This window comes from Sphingopyxis sp., assembly GCF_035944815.1.
In the GTDB taxonomy this organism is placed as follows: domain Bacteria; phylum Pseudomonadota; class Alphaproteobacteria; order Sphingomonadales; family Sphingomonadaceae; genus Sphingopyxis.
In genome coordinates, this window is the sequence record NZ_DASZAU010000002.1 from 79,303 (window position 1) to 94,980 (window position 15,678).

The following is a 15,678-nucleotide window of genomic DNA, read 5'->3' on the forward strand; positions in this document are numbered from 1 at the left end:
CGAATATCGGGAGATTCGCGATGTTGCAGTGGAGCCGGCGCCTGCTTGCCGGGCTGAATATCCTCAATTGGGTGGTGGGGCTTCTGATCGTGGCGGGCCTCGGCTTCGTCGCCTTTGCGGTGCCCGACATGATGACCGCGGCGCTCGACGGCAAGATGACGCATCCCGAAGCTGTGGTGGGGTGGCTGCGATGGGTCATGATCATCACCGCCCCCGTCATCCTGCTCGCGCATATCATCCTGACGCGATTGATCGCGATGATCGACGACGTGCGCGCGGGTAATCCCTTCGCCGCCGCGAACGCCGTGCGCCTCCGCCATGTCGCCTGGGCGCTGCTCGGCATCCAGCTGCTCGACCTGGCCTATGGCTTCGTCAGCATCGCGGCGAGCGAGCGGACCGGCGAATATTTCGGCTGGAGCTTCGGGCTCACCGGCTGGCTCGCGGTGCTCATGCTCTTCATCCTCGCGCGCATCTTCGAACGCGGCGCGGCGATGCGCGAAGAGCTGGAGCAGACCATCTGATGACCATCCGCATCCAGCTCGACGACATGCTGTGGCGGCGGCGCATGACGCTGACCGAACTCAGCGAACGCGTCGACATCACCGTCGCCAACCTGTCGGTGCTCAAGACCGGCAAGGCCAAGGCGATCCGCTTTTCGACGCTCGACGCGATCTGCCGCGTCCTCGAATGCCAGCCCGGCGAACTCATCCTTTTCGATCCCGAAGGCGCGCCCGATGAGGACTGATATCGCATCCATCTATCGCGGCGCCTGGGCCTTTGCCTTCGCCTGCCCGCTCCTCTTCCTCATCCCCGTGCTCGTCGAATTCGCGCAGCATGTCGTCGAATGGCGGGCGGGCATGTACGACGGCATCGCCGGCGCCAAGGCGGCCGAGGCCGACCCGCTGCGACTGCAATTCGGCTTCGCCAAGACGCTCGCGATCCTGCTCCCCGGCTAATGGTTCACCCGCTATATGCTGTTCGACCGCGACGCGGCGCGCGCGCGCCGCATCGAATGGCCCGCAATCGGCCTGTGGCTCATCCTGTTCGCGCTCAACGGCCTGCAACAATGGTGGACCTTGTTCGGCCCGTCGCTCACCGGCCTGCTCGGCCTCACCGGCACCGCCGCGCAATGGACGGGTTATGCGCTGGCCTTGCTCGGCGGCATCGCCGGCATCTATTTCATGGCGTGGACCGTCGCGTGGACGCTCGGCAACACCGCCATCGGTCCGATCCGCTCGGTCCGGATCGTGGCGGGCAGCTTCTGGCGGACGGTGCTGCTGATCCTCGCCGGCGTGGTGCCGCTGATGATCGCGCATTATGCGCTCAGCTTCGCCGCCATCTTTGCGCCCGCCATCCTCGACTGGCCGTTACTGCTGCTCGACGCGCTCGTCGTCGGCTTGCTCGCCCTGACGATGGCGGGCAGCAACGCCGTCGCCGCGCGCCATGCGGCGGCGAGGAAAGGGGTCGATCTCGCGAACGGGACCGCCCGCTAAAAAGGGCACTCGCCGATCGCTCGCGGCGTCTTTCGTTCCCGAAACGGCACGAAAACGCCGTTTTTCGGCCCGCCACGCTCGCTTCGTCGTGTCCGACGCACGGCGCGTCCCCCTTGGCGTGGCCCTTGCGCCCCTCCGCGCGTTGAATGGGCAGACGTTCCATCAACATCAAAGGAGACCGAAAGCGATGCGGAAATTCGCAGGCTTTGTTGCAACCATTTCTCTTGGCATCTCGGCGATCGCCGCCACGCCCGTTCTGGCGCAGGATGCCGCCGCCGCGACCGTCAATCTGGCGGCGGGTACCAGGGTTTTTGATTCCGAAGGCGCCGAACTCGGCACCGTCACCAGCGTCGCCGGCGCCAATGTCGTCGTCGACCTCGGCGAAGGCAAACAGGTGACCCTCCCCTCCAATGCATTCGGTCAGCTCGAAAAGGGCCCGACGATCGGCGCGACCAAGGCACAGGTCGTCGCCGCGGTCGATCAGGCGAATGCCGGCAGCGAGGCAAAGCTGACCGAAGCGTTGCAGCCGGGCGCCGACGTGCGCGGCGTCGGCGGCGCGACGATCCTCGGCAAGGTCAAGCTCGTTGCGCAGGACGGCGTCGTCATGACCACCCCGACCGGCGACGTGAAACTGCCGCGTAACGCCTTTTTCGTCGGACAGACCGGCCTCGCCACCAGCTTTACCGCCGAACAGTTTGCGGCTGCGATGAAAGAGGTGAACACCGCCGCCGCCGCCGACGATGCCGCGGTCGCCGCCGCGCTCACGCCCGGCGCCGAAGTCCGCAGCCTCAAGGGCGCGGCCGTCCTCGGCAAGGTGAAGTCGGCAAGCGCCGACGCCGTTGTGGTCACCACCGCGTCCGGCGACGACGTCAGCCTGCCGCGCAGCGCCTTCCTGATGTCGCCCTCGGGTCTTGCCGCCGCCTACACGGCCGAGCAATTCGCCGCTGCGGTCGCGCAGGCAACGGGCGAAGCCGCGCCGCCGGCCGACGCGACCGCCGACGCGGCGCCCGCTTCGGCCCAGAAACCGGCCAACTAATCGGTCAAATATAGGAAGAGGGGCGCGGACGACAGTTCCGCGCCCCTTTTTCATGCGCTCTCGCCAGACCGTCCGGCGCATCGATCGCAAATATGGGATGGCCGGTTTCGACCGGTTGCTGCCGCCTCTATCCTCGTCATCCCGGCGAAGGCCGGGATCTCGCCGACGCGTCATTTCGAGAGGGTGAGATCCCGGCCTTCGCCGGGATGACGGATATTAGGAGTGGCAGCTCACCACCCCTAAGCCGCCTTGCGCAGCCGGTTCCGTCCCTCGCGCTTGGCGACATAGAGCGCCTGATCGGCACGGTGCAGCAATTCCTCGATATCGAGTTCGCCGTCGAAAACCGCCAGCCCGACGCTGATCGTCGCGTCGGGAATGCCGTCTTCGGCCGCCGTGCCCGTTTCGACCGCCTTGCGCACGCGCTCGGCGATGATCTCGGCGGCCTGCGCGCTCGATCGCTGCAGGATACAGACGAATTCCTCGCCGCCGATCCGGCCGACCATATCCTCGTCGCGCAGCGCCGCCTTGGCGCGCTGCGCGACGCGGTGGATCACCTTGTCGCCCGTGGCATGGCCGTGCGTATCGTTGATCCGCTTGAAATGGTCGATGTCGAAGATCGCGACCGCCAGCGGCGCACCATTTTCGCGCGCGCCGACCAACGCCTTTTCGAGGAAGGCCAGCGTATGGCGGCGGTTGGGCAGACCGGTCAGCATGTCGGTGTTGGCGACCCGCTCGGCCGCACTGCGCGCCGCCTCCAATATACGGGCATTTTCGACCGTCTCGGTGACATCCTGCACCGTGCCGAAAATCCCGATCGCGCGACCTCCCCGATCCATTTCGATCGATCCGTGCGATTTGACGTGGCGGATCTCGCCGTCGGCGCGCCGTATGCGTCCCTGAAATTCAAAGGGCTCGCCCGACGCGACTGCCCGCTCCAATATTTTTCGAACCTCGGCGGCGTCCTCGGCGACATATTGTTTGACGCTGTAATTGACGTCGACCGGGCTGCCGGGTTCCAGCCCGTGGATGCGATAGGCCTGATCCGACCATTGGATCGTCCAGTGAAGCAGGTCGACGCGCCAGTGCCCGACCAGCGCCGCCGCCTCGGCCTGCAACAGCCAGCGGTTGCTCTGCTCCAGCCGCTTCGCCAGCCGCTGGCGCACGATCAGCATCGCGGCGAGCGGCAGCGTCGTGAACAACAGCGACAGCAGGTAGAATTGCAGGAAAAAGACACGGACCTTCTGCTCGCCCTCGATCGCGGCGATCGGTCCATAGCCCTGCCCGGTGAGCAGCGACGCGATGATCGTCACGAGCAGCATCCCCGCCGCTGCGCCGAACGGCCCCAGCCGGTACGCCGCGGCGACGACCGCGATACACGGCAGGAAGGTCGCGGGAAATTGCGATTGCGAAAAGGCGAGGATCGTGACGAGCCCGGCGATCGTCAGGATCGCGGTCGCTTCCAGCTTCATGCCGCCCGGCGCATTGCCGAACACCTTGGTGCCGACCATCCGCGCCAGCATGACGATCGGCGGGGTGACGATCAGCATGCCGAGCAGCACCGTCGTCAGCCATGACAGGAAGAAATCGGCGCCGTTCCCCGTCAGCGCCCAAGCGAGGCTGGCGCTCGCGACGCTCGATATGAAGGCGGCGAAACAGAAATTGGCGACCGACCGCGGGACCATGAACGACAGTTCGCCCGTTTCGCGGCGGCGCAGCAACCACAGCGCGAGCGCGGCTTCGCAGGCGTTCGACAGCGTGAACGCGATACATATCCATGGCGGGGTACCGCCCAGCAGGTTCGCCGCCATGCTCGCCGACACCATGCCGGCAAAGCCGGGAATCCGCCCGCGCACGGGCATAAGCAGCAACAGGGCAAGGAAATATCCGCTCGGCGGCCACACCGCCGCAATATTGTCGGCGCCCTTGGTCGCGTGCAGCGACAGGCTCGCCAGCAGGAAATATCCCACCGCGGTCAGCAGCAACCAAAAGACCGCCTCGACTCTGGGGGACAGCGACCGGGTCATGACACCAGCTAACCGAAAACGGGAAAATAAACCGCTAATATTGTTGGCGCCGGCGACTCCGCGGGATCAGCCGACGCCGCCGAAGGTCAGGCCGACAACTTCGGCGACCTTCGCTTCGTCCCATTCGATCCGCCGGTCGAGAACCAGCATCGCGAGGCCGTGGACCAGCGCCCAGGCGTGCAGCGCCGCTGTATCGGGATCCTTGACCCCCGGAAGCGCTTCGCCGACGCCCGCGCGAAGCAGGTTATAGGCGACCTCGCCGCCGTCGTTGCTGCCGTCGGGGCAACGTTCGGACATCTGGCGCGTGAAGCTCAGCCGGAACACCGCCGGCTCGTCGTGCGCGAAGCGGACATAGGCGATGCCCGTCGCCTTGAACCCCGCGACCCCGCCGCCCGCCTTCAGCCAGGCCTGCGCCTGCAGCGCGCCCAATCGCCGCAGCCCCTCGTCGGCGAGCGCGTCGAGCAACGCCTCCTTGTCGGGAAAATGCCGGTACAGCGCGGTCGCGCTGACCCCGACGTCGCGCGCCAGCGCGCGCAGGCCGAGTTCGCCGCCGTCGCCCGCCTCGAGCCGCTTGAGCCCCGCCGCGATCACCGCCGCGCGCAGGTCGCCATGATGATAGGCGCCCGACGCCTTCGCGCGCTCGCCTTTTATGTTGACACTGTTATCTTTGCTTGCCATATGTTGTCACTGTAAACATATCGAGTCGCCGGCGCAACCCCACGCTACGCGGCACCTTCGCCAACTTCCGTAAGGAGCATCGCCATGGCAAGCAACGTCGAAACCCTCATCCGCGGCGCCGTCACCAAAGGCATCGTCAAGCTCGCCGACTTCAACCGCAAACGGCTCCCCCGCCCCACCGACGCGCACCCCTTCCTCACCGGCATCCACAAGCCGATGACCGAGGAATTCACGCTCGAACAATTGCGCGTCGATGGTGAAATCCCGCTCGCACTGACCGGCCGCTACCTGCGCAACGGCCCCAACCCCGCCGCCGCGCCCGACCCCGCCAGCTATCACTGGTTCACCGGCGCCGGCATGGTGCACGGCATCCGGATCGAGGGCGGCAAGGCCGACTGGTACCGCAACCGCTGGGTCCGCGGCGCCGAGGCGTGCGAGATGCTTGGCGAAGCCATCCCCCCCGGCCCGCGTCACGCCACCAACGACGCGCCGAACACCAATGTCGTCGGGATGGCCGGCCGCACCTTCGCGATCGTCGAGGCGGGCGGCAAGCCGGTCGAACTCGGCTACGAGCTTAATACGATCGCGCACAACCCCTTCGACGGCACACTGGTAAACGGCTATACCGCGCACCCGCATCACGACCCCTTCACCGACGAGATGCACGCGATCACCTACCGCGGCGACGAACCGAACAAGGTGTGGCACGTCGTCCTCGACAAAGACGCGCATGTCGTGCGCGAGGAAGCGATTGCGGTCAGCGACGGCCCGTCGATCCACGATTGCGCGATCACCGAAAACCATGTGCTGGTCTTCGACCTGCCGGTGACCTTCTCGATGAAGATGCTGCTCGCCGGCTATCGTTTCCCCTATGCGTGGAACGACGCGCATCAGGCGCGCGTCGGCCTCCTCCCCAGGAAAGGCAGCGGCGACAGCATCGTCTGGGTGCCGGTCGAGCCCTGCTATGTCTTCCACCCCGCCAACGCCTATGAAACCGCCGACGGCAAGGTGATCGTCGACGTCGTGGCACACGAGACGATGTTTGCGCAGTCGAAGCGCGGCCCCGACAGCGAAAAATCGCGCATGGAACGCTGGACTATCGATCCGGTGGCCGGCACGACGACGCGCACCGTAATCCACGACCATGCGCAGGAATTCCCACGCTACGACGAGCGGCTGACGACGAAGCCCTATCGTTACGCCTATTCGGTCGCGATCCCCGACGGCGCTTCGTCCGAATGGGCGCTCGCCGAGACGCGGCTGTTCAAGCACGACCTCGACAAGGGGACGACCGCCATCCACGATTTCGGTCCCGGCCGCCATCCCGGCGAGTTCGTCTTCGTTCCGCGCAGCGAAAACGGCGCCGAGGACGATGGCTGGCTGATCGGCCTCGTGGTCGACATGAAGGACGAGACGACCGCGCTCGTCATCCTCAACGCCGATGATTTCAGCGGGTCACCGCAAGCCGTCGTTCACCTGCCGCATCGCGTTCCGCCGGGTTTCCACGGGAACTGGGTCGCGGACTGACGACATCGGGGCGCGTCATCAGCGCCTCGGTGATGCGAAGCGACCGTTCATTGTCGACGTCGATCGCCGTCGCCCCGTTGCGGACCAGCAGCGGGGCGATGTCGACTTTCAGCCGGCGCGACAGGCGCGCGAAGACATGATGGATCGGGCCGAGGCCGAAACGGAAGCGGAGCAGGTTGAGCAGTCCGAAAGCGCGCAATATGCGCAGCGGTTTCTTGACGAACTGCCCGCCGCCGCGAAAGGCTTCGACCGCGCGTAATGCCCCCGGATGGGCGATCCAATAGGCATTGCAGTTCGATACCGCGACGTCCGAAAACTCGTAAAACCGCCGCTGGCCTTCGGGATGGACCGCAAGCACATCTTCGCGCCGCGCGAGCGCCACGCCGGCATCGACGCCCAGCCGCCCTGCCTCCAGGCCAATCTCGGCGATCGTCGCGGGCGTGAGCATGCAATTGTCGGCGGTCGTCACCAGCAGCGGAAAGTCCGCTACGCCCGCAACCGCAAGAACCGAATCCGCCAGATTGTCGGCAGCGGGGACAATGATCAGGCGGCGACCGAGCAGGTCGATAACCGGATCGTCCAGATCGTCGAGCAGCGCGCCATGGTGGGTCGACACGAACACCTGCCCGGCCGGGCTGTCGGCCGCACTTTCCAGCACATGCGCGATCATCGGCCGCCCCGCGACGGGGACAAGGCATTTGTCGGCGACGCCATAAGCCTCGGCCAGCGGATCGGCCGCGCCGGAACGCCGCCCTGCGAGGATCAGGACCGACCCGCTCATGCCGCGTCGCGCCGCGTCGCGGCCGGCGCAATCTGGCGGATCATGCTCTCGGCGACGATCGTCTCGATCAGCGCCGCGTGCGTGAAGCCGGCCGCGACAGCCGACCGCGAGAACAGCTTTTCCGACCACAAATTGCAGTTGAGATTGACCTCGAGCAGCCGGACGTCGCCGCTCTTGTGATCGACGCGGAACTCGAACCGGCCATAGTCGAACGGACGAAAAACGTCCGCCATCCGTGCGGTATAATCGATTATCCGGTCGGCGATGGCGCGGTCGTCGAACCGCTTGATGCAATATCCGACATTGTCCACCAGATCGCGCTTTTCCTGATAGGTGCGCAATTGGGTCGGGTCGTCCTGTTCGAAGATCATCATCGGCAGCATCGCGGGTTCGCCATCCAGCGTGATCACCGGCACCTCGACATCGCTGCCGTCGATAAAGGGCTCGACAAGCGCGTCATGGTCGAGCGCATGGATTTCGGCGACCGCCTGCGCCAGTTGCCCCCGGTCGTGCGCGTCGCGAACGCCCCATGAGGCGGAACTGTTGTTGGGTTTGATCACCCAGCGCCGTGCGGGCGGACAGCGCGACACGTCGACCGGCGCTCCGCGGCGAAAAAGCGCCCATGGCGCCGTGGGCACGCCGCGCGCGGCGGCTTCCAGCTTGGTCAGATGCTTGTCGTCGGACAGGCCTCGCACGATCGGCGACGCGCCCAGATAGGGCAGGCCATGCCGGTTGCACAGCAGTGGCAGCAGCATCTCCGAATTGAAGAAACCGCCGCGATTGAGCAGCGGAAAGACGAAATCGGCAGCCGGCCGATCGAAGAGCGCGGCATAGCTGTCGGCGATCAGCAACGCGATGCCGAGCCCTTCGAGCGTCTCGCGCATCTCGCGATGATAGGGCGCATGATTGCCGTCGTCGGCATGCAATCCGCCGGTCCAGCGCGCATGTTTGGCGATGAACAAAAGGCGCTGCGTGCCGCGCAGGTCTTCGGGCAGCCGGGTGGGCGCAAGATCGGTCGTTTTCATGCGCGGCGTTGACCATGCGAAGGTTGCGCGCGAATGACGAATTGGTGACGCGGCCGACGCAAAAGCGCAAAATCGCTGTCATCTGCCAGCCTTTTCGCTCGGAAAACGGCGACTTTTCACCGCATCGACAATGGCGACCCGCGCCGTTCGCCTGACCGCAAAACCGGTCACACGGCGCGACCAAAGGTGCCCAAATCATCACCGCACCGTTCGGCGCGCACGATTCATCGTGGAAACGGCGTCCGGCTGGCAGCATTTTTCGCGGCCTGTTCGTTCGTCCTTCACTATGACAAGAAATATCGCCCTCTCCCGCCCCGCCATGAGCGCGATTGCCGCGTTCCTGGTCCTTTCCACCCCTGCCGCCTTTGCGCAGGAAGCCCCGACGATCACGATGACGCCGCCGGTGGCCGCGCCCACCGCGCCGACGCCGCAGACCCCGCCGACGGTTGCCGAACCGAGCACCACGGCGCCCGCCGCCGCTCCGCAGGCCGCGCAACCGGCCGCGCCCAAGCCGGTGATCCGCGTGCCGCTGGATATCACCCCGGCCGAAACCGCGCCGGTTGCCGAGGCCACCGAGCGCGCTGCACCCGCCCCCAAACGCGCCGAACGTGCGGCACCGCGCGCGAAGGCCGCACCCGTTGCAGCCGCCCCTGCCGCCGCAACGGCGACCACCGCGGCACCGGCGGCGGCGACCGAAGCGCCGTCGACCGATGGTCTGGCCCCGATCGCCGCGCCCGTCGCAGCGCCCGTCGAACCGACCGCGGAAGCGGTGCCGCTCCCGGCCGAAAAATCGGCTTCGACCGGTAGCGAAATGCCTTGGGAACTGGTCGGCGGAGCCGCCGCCCTGCTCCTCGCCGCGGGTGCCGGTCTGGCATTCGCACGCCGCCGCCGCGCCGACGATATGATCGCCGAAGACGCACCCGTTTATGCCGACGAACCTGCGGCCACTGAGCCCGCGGCTGCGCCGGCGGCGACGGGCGAAGCCCGTCCCTGGGTGACGCCGGCCTACGCGCCGCGCGAAGACATGGCCCCGCGCACGGTTCCGGCTTTCGCCGCGGCGCCGAGCGGCAGCATGGGCCGCCACGAGGCGATGGCCATGGCCGGCCCGACGCCCGACAACCCCTTTGCGACGCTGAACAAACGGCTCAAGCGTGCGCGTTTCCTCGACCGTCAGGAACGCCTCGCTTATGAAGCGACGCTGGGTCAGCAGAAGGATATGACCCGCAAGCCGGTCAGCGCATGGGAAATCTCGCAGCGGCCGGCCGCACCTGCGGTTCCGGAACAGGAAGTCCGCCGTCCCGAACCCGCGCGCGGTCGCCCGGATCTGCGTCCCGGCTTCGCCCGCAACTGACCGGCGAGCTTTCGCCAAATGAAAAAGGGCGGTGCCTCGCGGCACCGCCCTTTTCTTGTCGCTGGAACCCGGCCGGATGAACCGGCCGGTTCCCGAACCGAATTACTTCAGTTCGACGGTCGCGCCGGCAGCAACCAGCTTGGCCTTCAGCTCTTCAGCTTCTGCCTTGCTGGCGCCTTCCTTGACGGCCTTCGGTGCGCTTTCGACCAGCGCCTTGGCTTCGCCGAGGCCCAGACCGGTGATCGCACGGACTTCCTTGATCACGTTGATCTTGTTGCCGCCGTCACCCGTCAGGATGACGTCGAATTCGGTCTGCTCTTCAGCAGCCGGGCCAGCGGCAGCGGCCGGGCCAGCGGCGACGGCGACAGCAGCGGCAGCCGAAACGCCCCACTTTTCTTCGAGCAGCTTCGAAAGTTCAGCAGCTTCCAGAACGGTCAGCGCCGACAGGTCTTCAACGATCTTTGCGAGATCAGCCATTTTCATTCTCCATCAGAACCGGGATATCCCGGTAGTCAGTTTCAAGGTTAGTTCGAAATCACGCTGCTTCTTTGGCGGCATATGCGCCAAAAACCCGCGCCAGCTGGCCCGCCGGGGCTGCGGCAATCTGCGCAACCTTGGTGGCCGGAGCCTGCACCAGACCGATGATCTTGGCGCGGAGCTCGTCGAGCGAGGGAAGCGAAGCCAGCGCCTTCACGCCATCCACGTCGAGGACCACGTCGCCCATGCCGCCGCCAACGATTTCAAGCTTGTCGTTGGTCTTGGCAAACTCCACGGCGATCTTCGCAGCCGAGACCGGATCGGTCGAGGTTGCGAGGGCCGTGGGACCGGTCAGCAGTTCGCCGATACCGGTATAGGACGTGCCATCGAGCGCGATTTTGGCAAGACGGTTCTTCGTGACGCGAAAGTCGGCCCCTGCATCGCGCATCTGCTGACGCAGCACCGTCGACTGGGCGACGGTCATGCCAAGGTTGCGGACGACCACAACCGAAGCAGCTGACGACAGCGTAGCGTTCAGCGAGGATACGGCTTCGGCCTTTTCCGTACGATCCATGCCTATACTCCACTCATCTGCCCGGATGCGCGGGCGCCGAAACGCACACGCCGCCGGGCGGCTAACACACGCAAAAGCCATGCAAGCCAAGGCTCGCCTGTCCTTCACGCAACGATGTCCGATGGGGTCGGTCAAGACGCGTCACCTGATCGAACAGGTGGGCGACCGAATAAGACTGTTCCCCGTCTCGGCTGGAAATTAAGAAGGGCATATTCCCTTCACCAACTGTCTCGGACGGAATTGCCGTAGGCGGACCCGCGGCAACACGGTCGCGGCCAATAGCAGCGACGGGCGCAGAGTCAAGGCCGATCCCGCTGAACGACCTCACATCCCCGCTTGGCGGGCCCCGGTGCGACGGTTAAGGCGCACCGCCATGACAAGCATCCGGCAATCCACGCCCGCCGACGGCGAACGCGTCGTCCAGATCTGGCGCGACGCCGTCGATGCGACGCATGACTTCCTGACTGCGGCCGACCGCGCGGCGATCGAAACCGAGGTCCAGGCCTTCCTGCCTGCCGCGCCGCTCTGGCTTGCGGTCGATGCCGCGGACCGGCCCGTCGGCTTCATGTTGCTCGACGGCGCGAGCATGGAGGCGCTTTTCATCGATCCCGCACACCGCGGCACCGGGATCGGGCGCGCGCTTGTCGAACATGCGCTCGAACGCCACGCAGCGCTCACGACCGAAGTGAACGAGCAAAATGGACAGGCCGTCGGCTTCTATGAGCGATTGGGCTTCGTCGCCGTCGGCCGGTCGGAGCGCGACAGCCAGGGCCGGGCCTATCCGCTGATCCACCTGCGCTTCGGTACGCAAGCCTGACCAGAAAAGCGCGGCGCGCGGCGGAAGTTGTCGAAGGTGCCGCGCAGCGCGACAAGCGCCCCTTGCAAACTTCGATTTAAGATATATCTTAGACGCATCTAGAATCAGTCTAAGGAATGAAAATGATATTCTATGCAAAAATGGATCGCCGCGGCTGCGGCGGGCGCCATGCGATGCACCGCGGGGGCCGCGGGTTCGGCCATGGCTTTGGTCACGGCTTTGGCGGTGGACGCCGCGGCGGCGGTGGGCGCGGCGAACGCGGCGAGCGGCGGCGGATGTTCGACGGCGGCGAACTGCGGCTGGTGCTGCTCAAGCTGATCGCCGACGAACCGCGCCACGGCTATGATTTGATCCGCCACATCGAGGAACTGACCGGCGGCAGCTATGCGCCCAGCCCCGGCGTGATCTACCCGACGCTGACGATGCTCGACGACATGGGCCAGATCGAGGCGCAGCAGAGCGACGGCGCCAAGAAGCTGTTCGCGATCACCGACGCCGGTCGCGCCGAACTCGACGCCAATAGCGAGATCGTCGAAGCCGCCCTCGCGCGCCTGAGCGCGGTCGGCGAGGAAACGCAGCGCACCGACCCCGCATCCGTCCGCCGCGCGATGGGCAATCTGAAGGCGGTGCTGATGAACCGGCTCGGCGATCGCGACCTCGACAATGCGACGATGCACGATATCGTCGCGCTGATCGACGAAGCCGCGCAAAAGATCGAACGCCTGTGAAGGAGCAAGGCATGACGACATCGTCGACCGCGCGTGTACCGACGGCGCATGCGAGCAAATATCTGCAGCAATTGTGCAAGCACTGGCAGCATAATCTGGCGGTCGAGTTCACCGCCGATCATGGCACGGTGACCTTCCCCCGCGATGCCCGCGGGGCCGACTGGCCCGGCGACGCGCTGGTGACCTTCGACGCCGGACCCGACGCGCTGTCGGTCCGCATCGACGCCAGCATCGCCGGGCAGCGCGAGGGGCTGGAAGGTGCCGTCGCCCGCCATCTCGACCGCTTCGCCTTTCGCGAGGCACCCTTGCCGTTCGACTGGCAAGCGGTATCATCCTGACGGAACGCGGCCCGCATGGGCCGCGTTAGCGTTGCGACACCGAACCCAAGGAAAGGATTATCCGTGACCGAGCCCCAAGGCCTGCTTTGCCCGACCTGCCGCGTAAATCTGACGATGTCGGAACGCCAGGGGATCGAGATCGACTATTGCCCGCAGTGCCGCGGCGTCTGGCTCGACCGCGGCGAACTCGACAAAATCATCGAGCGGAGCGAAGGCGCGGGCGCACCGGCACCGCGCGCATCGGCGCCGCCTCCCCCGCCGCAGCCCCAATATCGCGAGCGCGGCTATGACGACGACCGCCACTATGGCAAGCCGTACAAGAAGAAGAGCTATACCAAGAGCTTCCTCAGCGACCTGTTCGACTGATCACCCGACCACCGCATGGCGGCGGGCATAGAGGAAATAGACGGCCAGCCCGCCGACATTCCACACGAGGAACCATAGCTGGGTCTGCATCGGCAGGCTGAAGAACAGATAGATACAGCCGAGCACCGCAATCCCGCCGACCACCCAGGGCAGCGGCGTGCGGAAGGTGCGCGGTGCGTCGGGAGCCCGGCGGCGCATGATCAGCATACAGATCGACACCGCGGTGAAGGCAGCCAGCGTCCCCGCATTGGCGAGCGCGGCGAGTTCGCCGAGCGGAATGAAGCCCGCCAGCACCGCGACGACGATCGCGGTGAAGATCGTGATCCGTACCGGCGTGCCGCGCGACGACAGCTTCGCCAGGCTCGCGGGAAGCAGCCCGTCGCGCGCCATCGTGAAGAAGATGCGGCTCTGTCCATAAAAGAAGGCGAGGATCACCGTCGGCAGCGCGATGATCGCCGAGATGGCGAGATATTGCGCCGCGAGCGGGCTGCCGAGTTCGCGCAGGATCAGCGCCAGCGGTTCGGGACTGTTGGCAAAGCGCGTATAGGCGATCGCACCGACCGCAGCGACCGCCACCCCGATATAGATGACGACACAGGCGAACATCGACCCGACGATCCCGATCTTGAGGTCGCGGTCGGGGTTCTTCGCCTCCTCGGCCGCCGTCGCGATCGCATCGAAGCCGTAAAAGGCAAAGAAGATGATCGCCGCCGCGGCCATCACCCCCCGCTCGACCCCGTCGGGGCCGATATGCTTGGCAAAGCCATAGGGGCTGAAGGGTTCGAGATTGGCGGCGTTGAACGCGGGGAGCGCCACCGCGACGAACACGATCAGCGCAACGACTTTCACCAGCACGAGAATGGCGTTGAGCGTCGCGCTTTCGCGCGTTCCGACGAGCAGCAGCCCGGCGACCACCGCGATGATCGCGATCGCGGGCAGGTTGACGATGCCGTCGAGTTCGGGGCCCTGCATCAACGCCATCGGTACCCCGGCCCATGCCTCCAGCAGGGGCGCAGCATAGCCCGACCAGCCGACCGCAACGGCGCTGACCACCAGCGAATATTCGAGAATCAGGCTCCACCCGACGACCCATGCGAGCAGTTCGCCGATCACGACATAGCTGTAGGTATAGGCGCTGCCCGAAGCCGGGATCATCGTCGCCATTTCGGCATAGGCGAGCGCGGCGCAGGCGCAGATCAGGCCCGCGATGCCGAAGGACAGGATAACCGCCGGACCCGCCTTGTCGGCGCCCACCCCGATCAGCGTGAGAATGCCCGTACCGACGATCGCACCGACCCCCAATGCGATCAGGTGCGGCCAGCCGAGCGTCCGCGCCAGCGCCTGTCCGCCTTCCTCCCGTTCCGGCAAAATCGGTTTGCGGCGAAACAGGCTGTCGGTCATGCGGTGGGCTCCCTCGAACGTCATTTTATGCTTGGCGCCGCTTGTAAGGGAATGAGGCTTCAGCGCAAGATAACAACAACTGGGTGCGATGCCGGTTTTGGGGTGGTGCGCGGGCGTTGCAGTGATGAACTGATTTCCCCTCCCGCTTGCGGGAGGGGCAGCGAGGCTTGCCAGCTTGCTCGCTAGCCGCAGCGGGGTGGGCTGATCGCGGCGTTGCTGCCCACCCCCGACCCCTCCCGCAAGCGGGAGGGGAGAATGAGCGTCCGCAATCGGTCGTTAGCGGACCGGATTAAAGTAAAGCCTCGATCGCCGCGGCCAGCTTCGCGTCGCGTTCCGACAATCCATCAGCGTCGTGCGTCGTCAGCAAGATATCGACGCGATTGTAAACGTTCGACCATTCGGGATGATGGTCCATCTTCTCGGCGATGATCGCGACGCTCGCCATGAAACCGAACGCCTGCGCGAAATCGTCGAATTTGAACCGGCGGGTCATCGCGTCGCGCGTCGGTTCGTGGGTCCATTCGGGAAAACGGGCGAGCAGCGCGGTGCGGGCGTCGTCGTCGAGCTTCTGAACCATGATTATCTCCGACTGGTCAATGTGTCGCGCTCGCCATAAGGAAGGGCGCGATGAGCGACAAGCCTGCCCTGCCCGATTTGCCTGCCGGATGGACCGGCGGCGCGCCCGATGCCGATGCGCTGTTCGCGATGGCCGAAGCCGCGCTCGACACCATGCCCGCGGTATTTCTGCCGCATATCGAAGGCGTGGTCGTTTCGGTCGAGGAATTTGCCGACGACGAGACGCTCGCCTCGCTCGATATCGAGCATCCCTATGATCTCACCGGTCTGTACGAAGGGCGCCCGCTGACCGAGCGCAGCATCGGCGAAAGCGGCGGCATGCCCGACCGCGTCACCCTCTATCGCATCCCGATCCTCGTCGAATGGATCGAAACGGGCGAAAAGCTCGAATGGCTGGTGCGCCATGTCCTGATCCACGAGATCGGCCATCATTTCGGCTTTTCGGACGACGATATGCACGCGCTGGAGGCGATGACGTGAGCGCGC

General features: G+C 65.8%; 20 protein-coding genes. 12 read left to right on the top strand and 8 right to left on the bottom strand.

All coding sequences use genetic code 11. From position 1 onward, the window contains the following. Nucleotides 1-20 precede the first annotated feature (20 nt). From VGU00_RS01335 to VGU00_RS01355, 5 genes are all read left to right on the top strand, one after another. Nucleotides 21-521 carry a DUF2975 domain-containing protein gene (locus tag VGU00_RS01335; protein ID WP_327464718.1) on the top strand — a complete coding sequence of 167 codons (501 nt, stop codon included), beginning with the start codon at nt 21-23 and terminating at the stop codon, nt 519-521. After that, complete coding sequence (locus VGU00_RS01340; protein WP_327464720.1) at nt 521-745, top strand: helix-turn-helix transcriptional regulator; 225 nt, start codon at nt 521-523, stop codon at nt 743-745. The genes VGU00_RS01335 and VGU00_RS01340 overlap by 1 nt, the downstream gene beginning before the upstream one ends. After that, the gene (locus tag VGU00_RS01345; RefSeq protein ID WP_327464722.1) at nt 735-956 is read left to right on the top strand and encodes a hypothetical protein; all 222 of its coding nucleotides are present in this window, start codon (nt 735-737) and stop codon (nt 954-956) included. The genes VGU00_RS01340 and VGU00_RS01345 overlap by 11 nt, the downstream gene beginning before the upstream one ends. 15 nt (nt 957-971) lie before the next feature. After that, the gene (locus VGU00_RS01350) at nt 972-1,493 is read left to right on the top strand and encodes a hypothetical protein (RefSeq protein ID WP_327464723.1); all 522 of its coding nucleotides are present in this window, start codon (nt 972-974) and stop codon (nt 1,491-1,493) included. Between the two features lie 187 nt (nt 1,494-1,680). Then, nucleotides 1,681-2,529 (top strand): hypothetical protein, encoded by an 849-nt coding sequence (locus VGU00_RS01355; protein WP_327464725.1) that lies wholly within the window; start codon nt 1,681-1,683, stop codon nt 2,527-2,529. Nucleotides 2,530-2,768: 239 nt separating this feature from the next. Here the strand turns inward: VGU00_RS01355 and VGU00_RS01360 are convergent, their stop codons facing one another. Both VGU00_RS01360 and VGU00_RS01365 read right to left on the bottom strand, forming a co-directional pair. Next, nucleotides 2,769-4,553: a diguanylate cyclase gene (locus VGU00_RS01360; RefSeq protein WP_327464727.1), complete on the bottom strand. Its 1,785-nt coding sequence runs from the start codon at nt 4,551-4,553 to the stop codon at nt 2,769-2,771. Between the two features lie 66 nt (nt 4,554-4,619). Next, nucleotides 4,620-5,231 carry a TetR/AcrR family transcriptional regulator gene (locus VGU00_RS01365; protein ID WP_327464729.1) on the bottom strand — a complete coding sequence of 204 codons (612 nt, stop codon included), beginning with the start codon at nt 5,229-5,231 and terminating at the stop codon, nt 4,620-4,622. 84 nt (nt 5,232-5,315) lie between these two features. Between VGU00_RS01365 and VGU00_RS01370 the strand changes: the two genes are divergently transcribed. Further along, nucleotides 5,316-6,758 (top strand): carotenoid oxygenase family protein, encoded by a 1,443-nt coding sequence (locus VGU00_RS01370; RefSeq protein WP_327464731.1) that lies wholly within the window; start codon nt 5,316-5,318, stop codon nt 6,756-6,758. Here the strand turns inward: VGU00_RS01370 and VGU00_RS01375 are convergent. After that, nucleotides 6,679-7,539 carry an NTP transferase domain-containing protein gene (locus tag VGU00_RS01375; protein WP_327464733.1) on the bottom strand — a complete coding sequence of 287 codons (861 nt, stop codon included), beginning with the start codon at nt 7,537-7,539 and terminating at the stop codon, nt 6,679-6,681. The two genes, VGU00_RS01370 and VGU00_RS01375, sit on opposite strands and share 80 nt — an antisense overlap. Continuing rightward, a complete protein-coding gene (locus tag VGU00_RS01380; RefSeq protein WP_327464735.1) occupies nt 7,536-8,564 on the bottom strand; it encodes a phosphoribosylglycinamide synthetase in 1,029 nt (342 codons plus the stop codon). The genes VGU00_RS01375 and VGU00_RS01380 overlap by 4 nt, the downstream gene beginning before the upstream one ends. 319 nt (nt 8,565-8,883) lie before the next feature. Here VGU00_RS01380 and VGU00_RS01385 point away from each other — a divergent pair, with 319 nt between their 5' ends. Then, nucleotides 8,884-9,915 (top strand): LPXTG cell wall anchor domain-containing protein, encoded by a 1,032-nt coding sequence (locus VGU00_RS01385; protein ID WP_327464737.1) that lies wholly within the window; start codon nt 8,884-8,886, stop codon nt 9,913-9,915. Between the two features lie 102 nt (nt 9,916-10,017). Here the strand turns inward: VGU00_RS01385 and rplL are convergent, their stop codons facing one another. Both rplL and rplJ read right to left on the bottom strand, forming a co-directional pair. Next, on the bottom strand, nt 10,018-10,392 hold the full coding sequence (rplL, locus tag VGU00_RS01390; RefSeq protein WP_058802991.1) for a 50S ribosomal protein L7/L12: 375 nt from the start codon (nt 10,390-10,392) through the stop codon (nt 10,018-10,020). A gap of 58 nt (nt 10,393-10,450) precedes the next feature. Beyond that, nucleotides 10,451-10,966: a 50S ribosomal protein L10 gene (gene rplJ, locus VGU00_RS01395; RefSeq protein WP_327464743.1), complete on the bottom strand. Its 516-nt coding sequence runs from the start codon at nt 10,964-10,966 to the stop codon at nt 10,451-10,453. Between the two features lie 373 nt (nt 10,967-11,339). Here rplJ and VGU00_RS01400 point away from each other — a divergent pair, with 373 nt between their 5' ends. From VGU00_RS01400 to VGU00_RS01415, 4 genes are all read left to right on the top strand, one after another. Further along, entirely contained in the window at nt 11,340-11,783 is a 444-nt protein-coding gene (locus VGU00_RS01400; RefSeq protein WP_327464745.1) for an acetyltransferase, read from the top strand. Between the two features lie 122 nt (nt 11,784-11,905). Then, nucleotides 11,906-12,511, top strand: coding sequence for a PadR family transcriptional regulator (locus VGU00_RS01405; RefSeq protein WP_414713475.1), 606 nt, complete (start codon nt 11,906-11,908; stop codon nt 12,509-12,511). 11 nt (nt 12,512-12,522) lie between these two features. Continuing rightward, nucleotides 12,523-12,849: a DUF2218 domain-containing protein gene (locus tag VGU00_RS01410; RefSeq protein WP_327464747.1), complete on the top strand. Its 327-nt coding sequence runs from the start codon at nt 12,523-12,525 to the stop codon at nt 12,847-12,849. 63 nt (nt 12,850-12,912) lie between these two features. Beyond that, nucleotides 12,913-13,215, top strand: a complete 303-nt coding sequence (locus tag VGU00_RS01415; RefSeq protein WP_327464749.1) for a zf-TFIIB domain-containing protein — start codon at nt 12,913-12,915, stop codon at nt 13,213-13,215. Here the strand turns inward: VGU00_RS01415 and VGU00_RS01420 are convergent, their stop codons facing one another. Then, nucleotides 13,216-14,616 carry an amino acid permease gene (locus tag VGU00_RS01420; RefSeq protein ID WP_327464751.1) on the bottom strand — a complete coding sequence of 467 codons (1,401 nt, stop codon included), beginning with the start codon at nt 14,614-14,616 and terminating at the stop codon, nt 13,216-13,218. Nucleotides 14,617-14,905: 289 nt separating this feature from the next. Beyond that, complete coding sequence (locus tag VGU00_RS01425) at nt 14,906-15,193, bottom strand: 4a-hydroxytetrahydrobiopterin dehydratase (protein ID WP_327464753.1); 288 nt, start codon at nt 15,191-15,193, stop codon at nt 14,906-14,908. Between the two features lie 50 nt (nt 15,194-15,243). Between VGU00_RS01425 and VGU00_RS01430 the strand changes: the two genes are divergently transcribed. Further along, a complete protein-coding gene (locus VGU00_RS01430; RefSeq protein WP_327464755.1) occupies nt 15,244-15,672 on the top strand; it encodes a metallopeptidase family protein in 429 nt (142 codons plus the stop codon). The last annotated feature ends 6 nt before the right edge of the window (nt 15,673-15,678 follow it).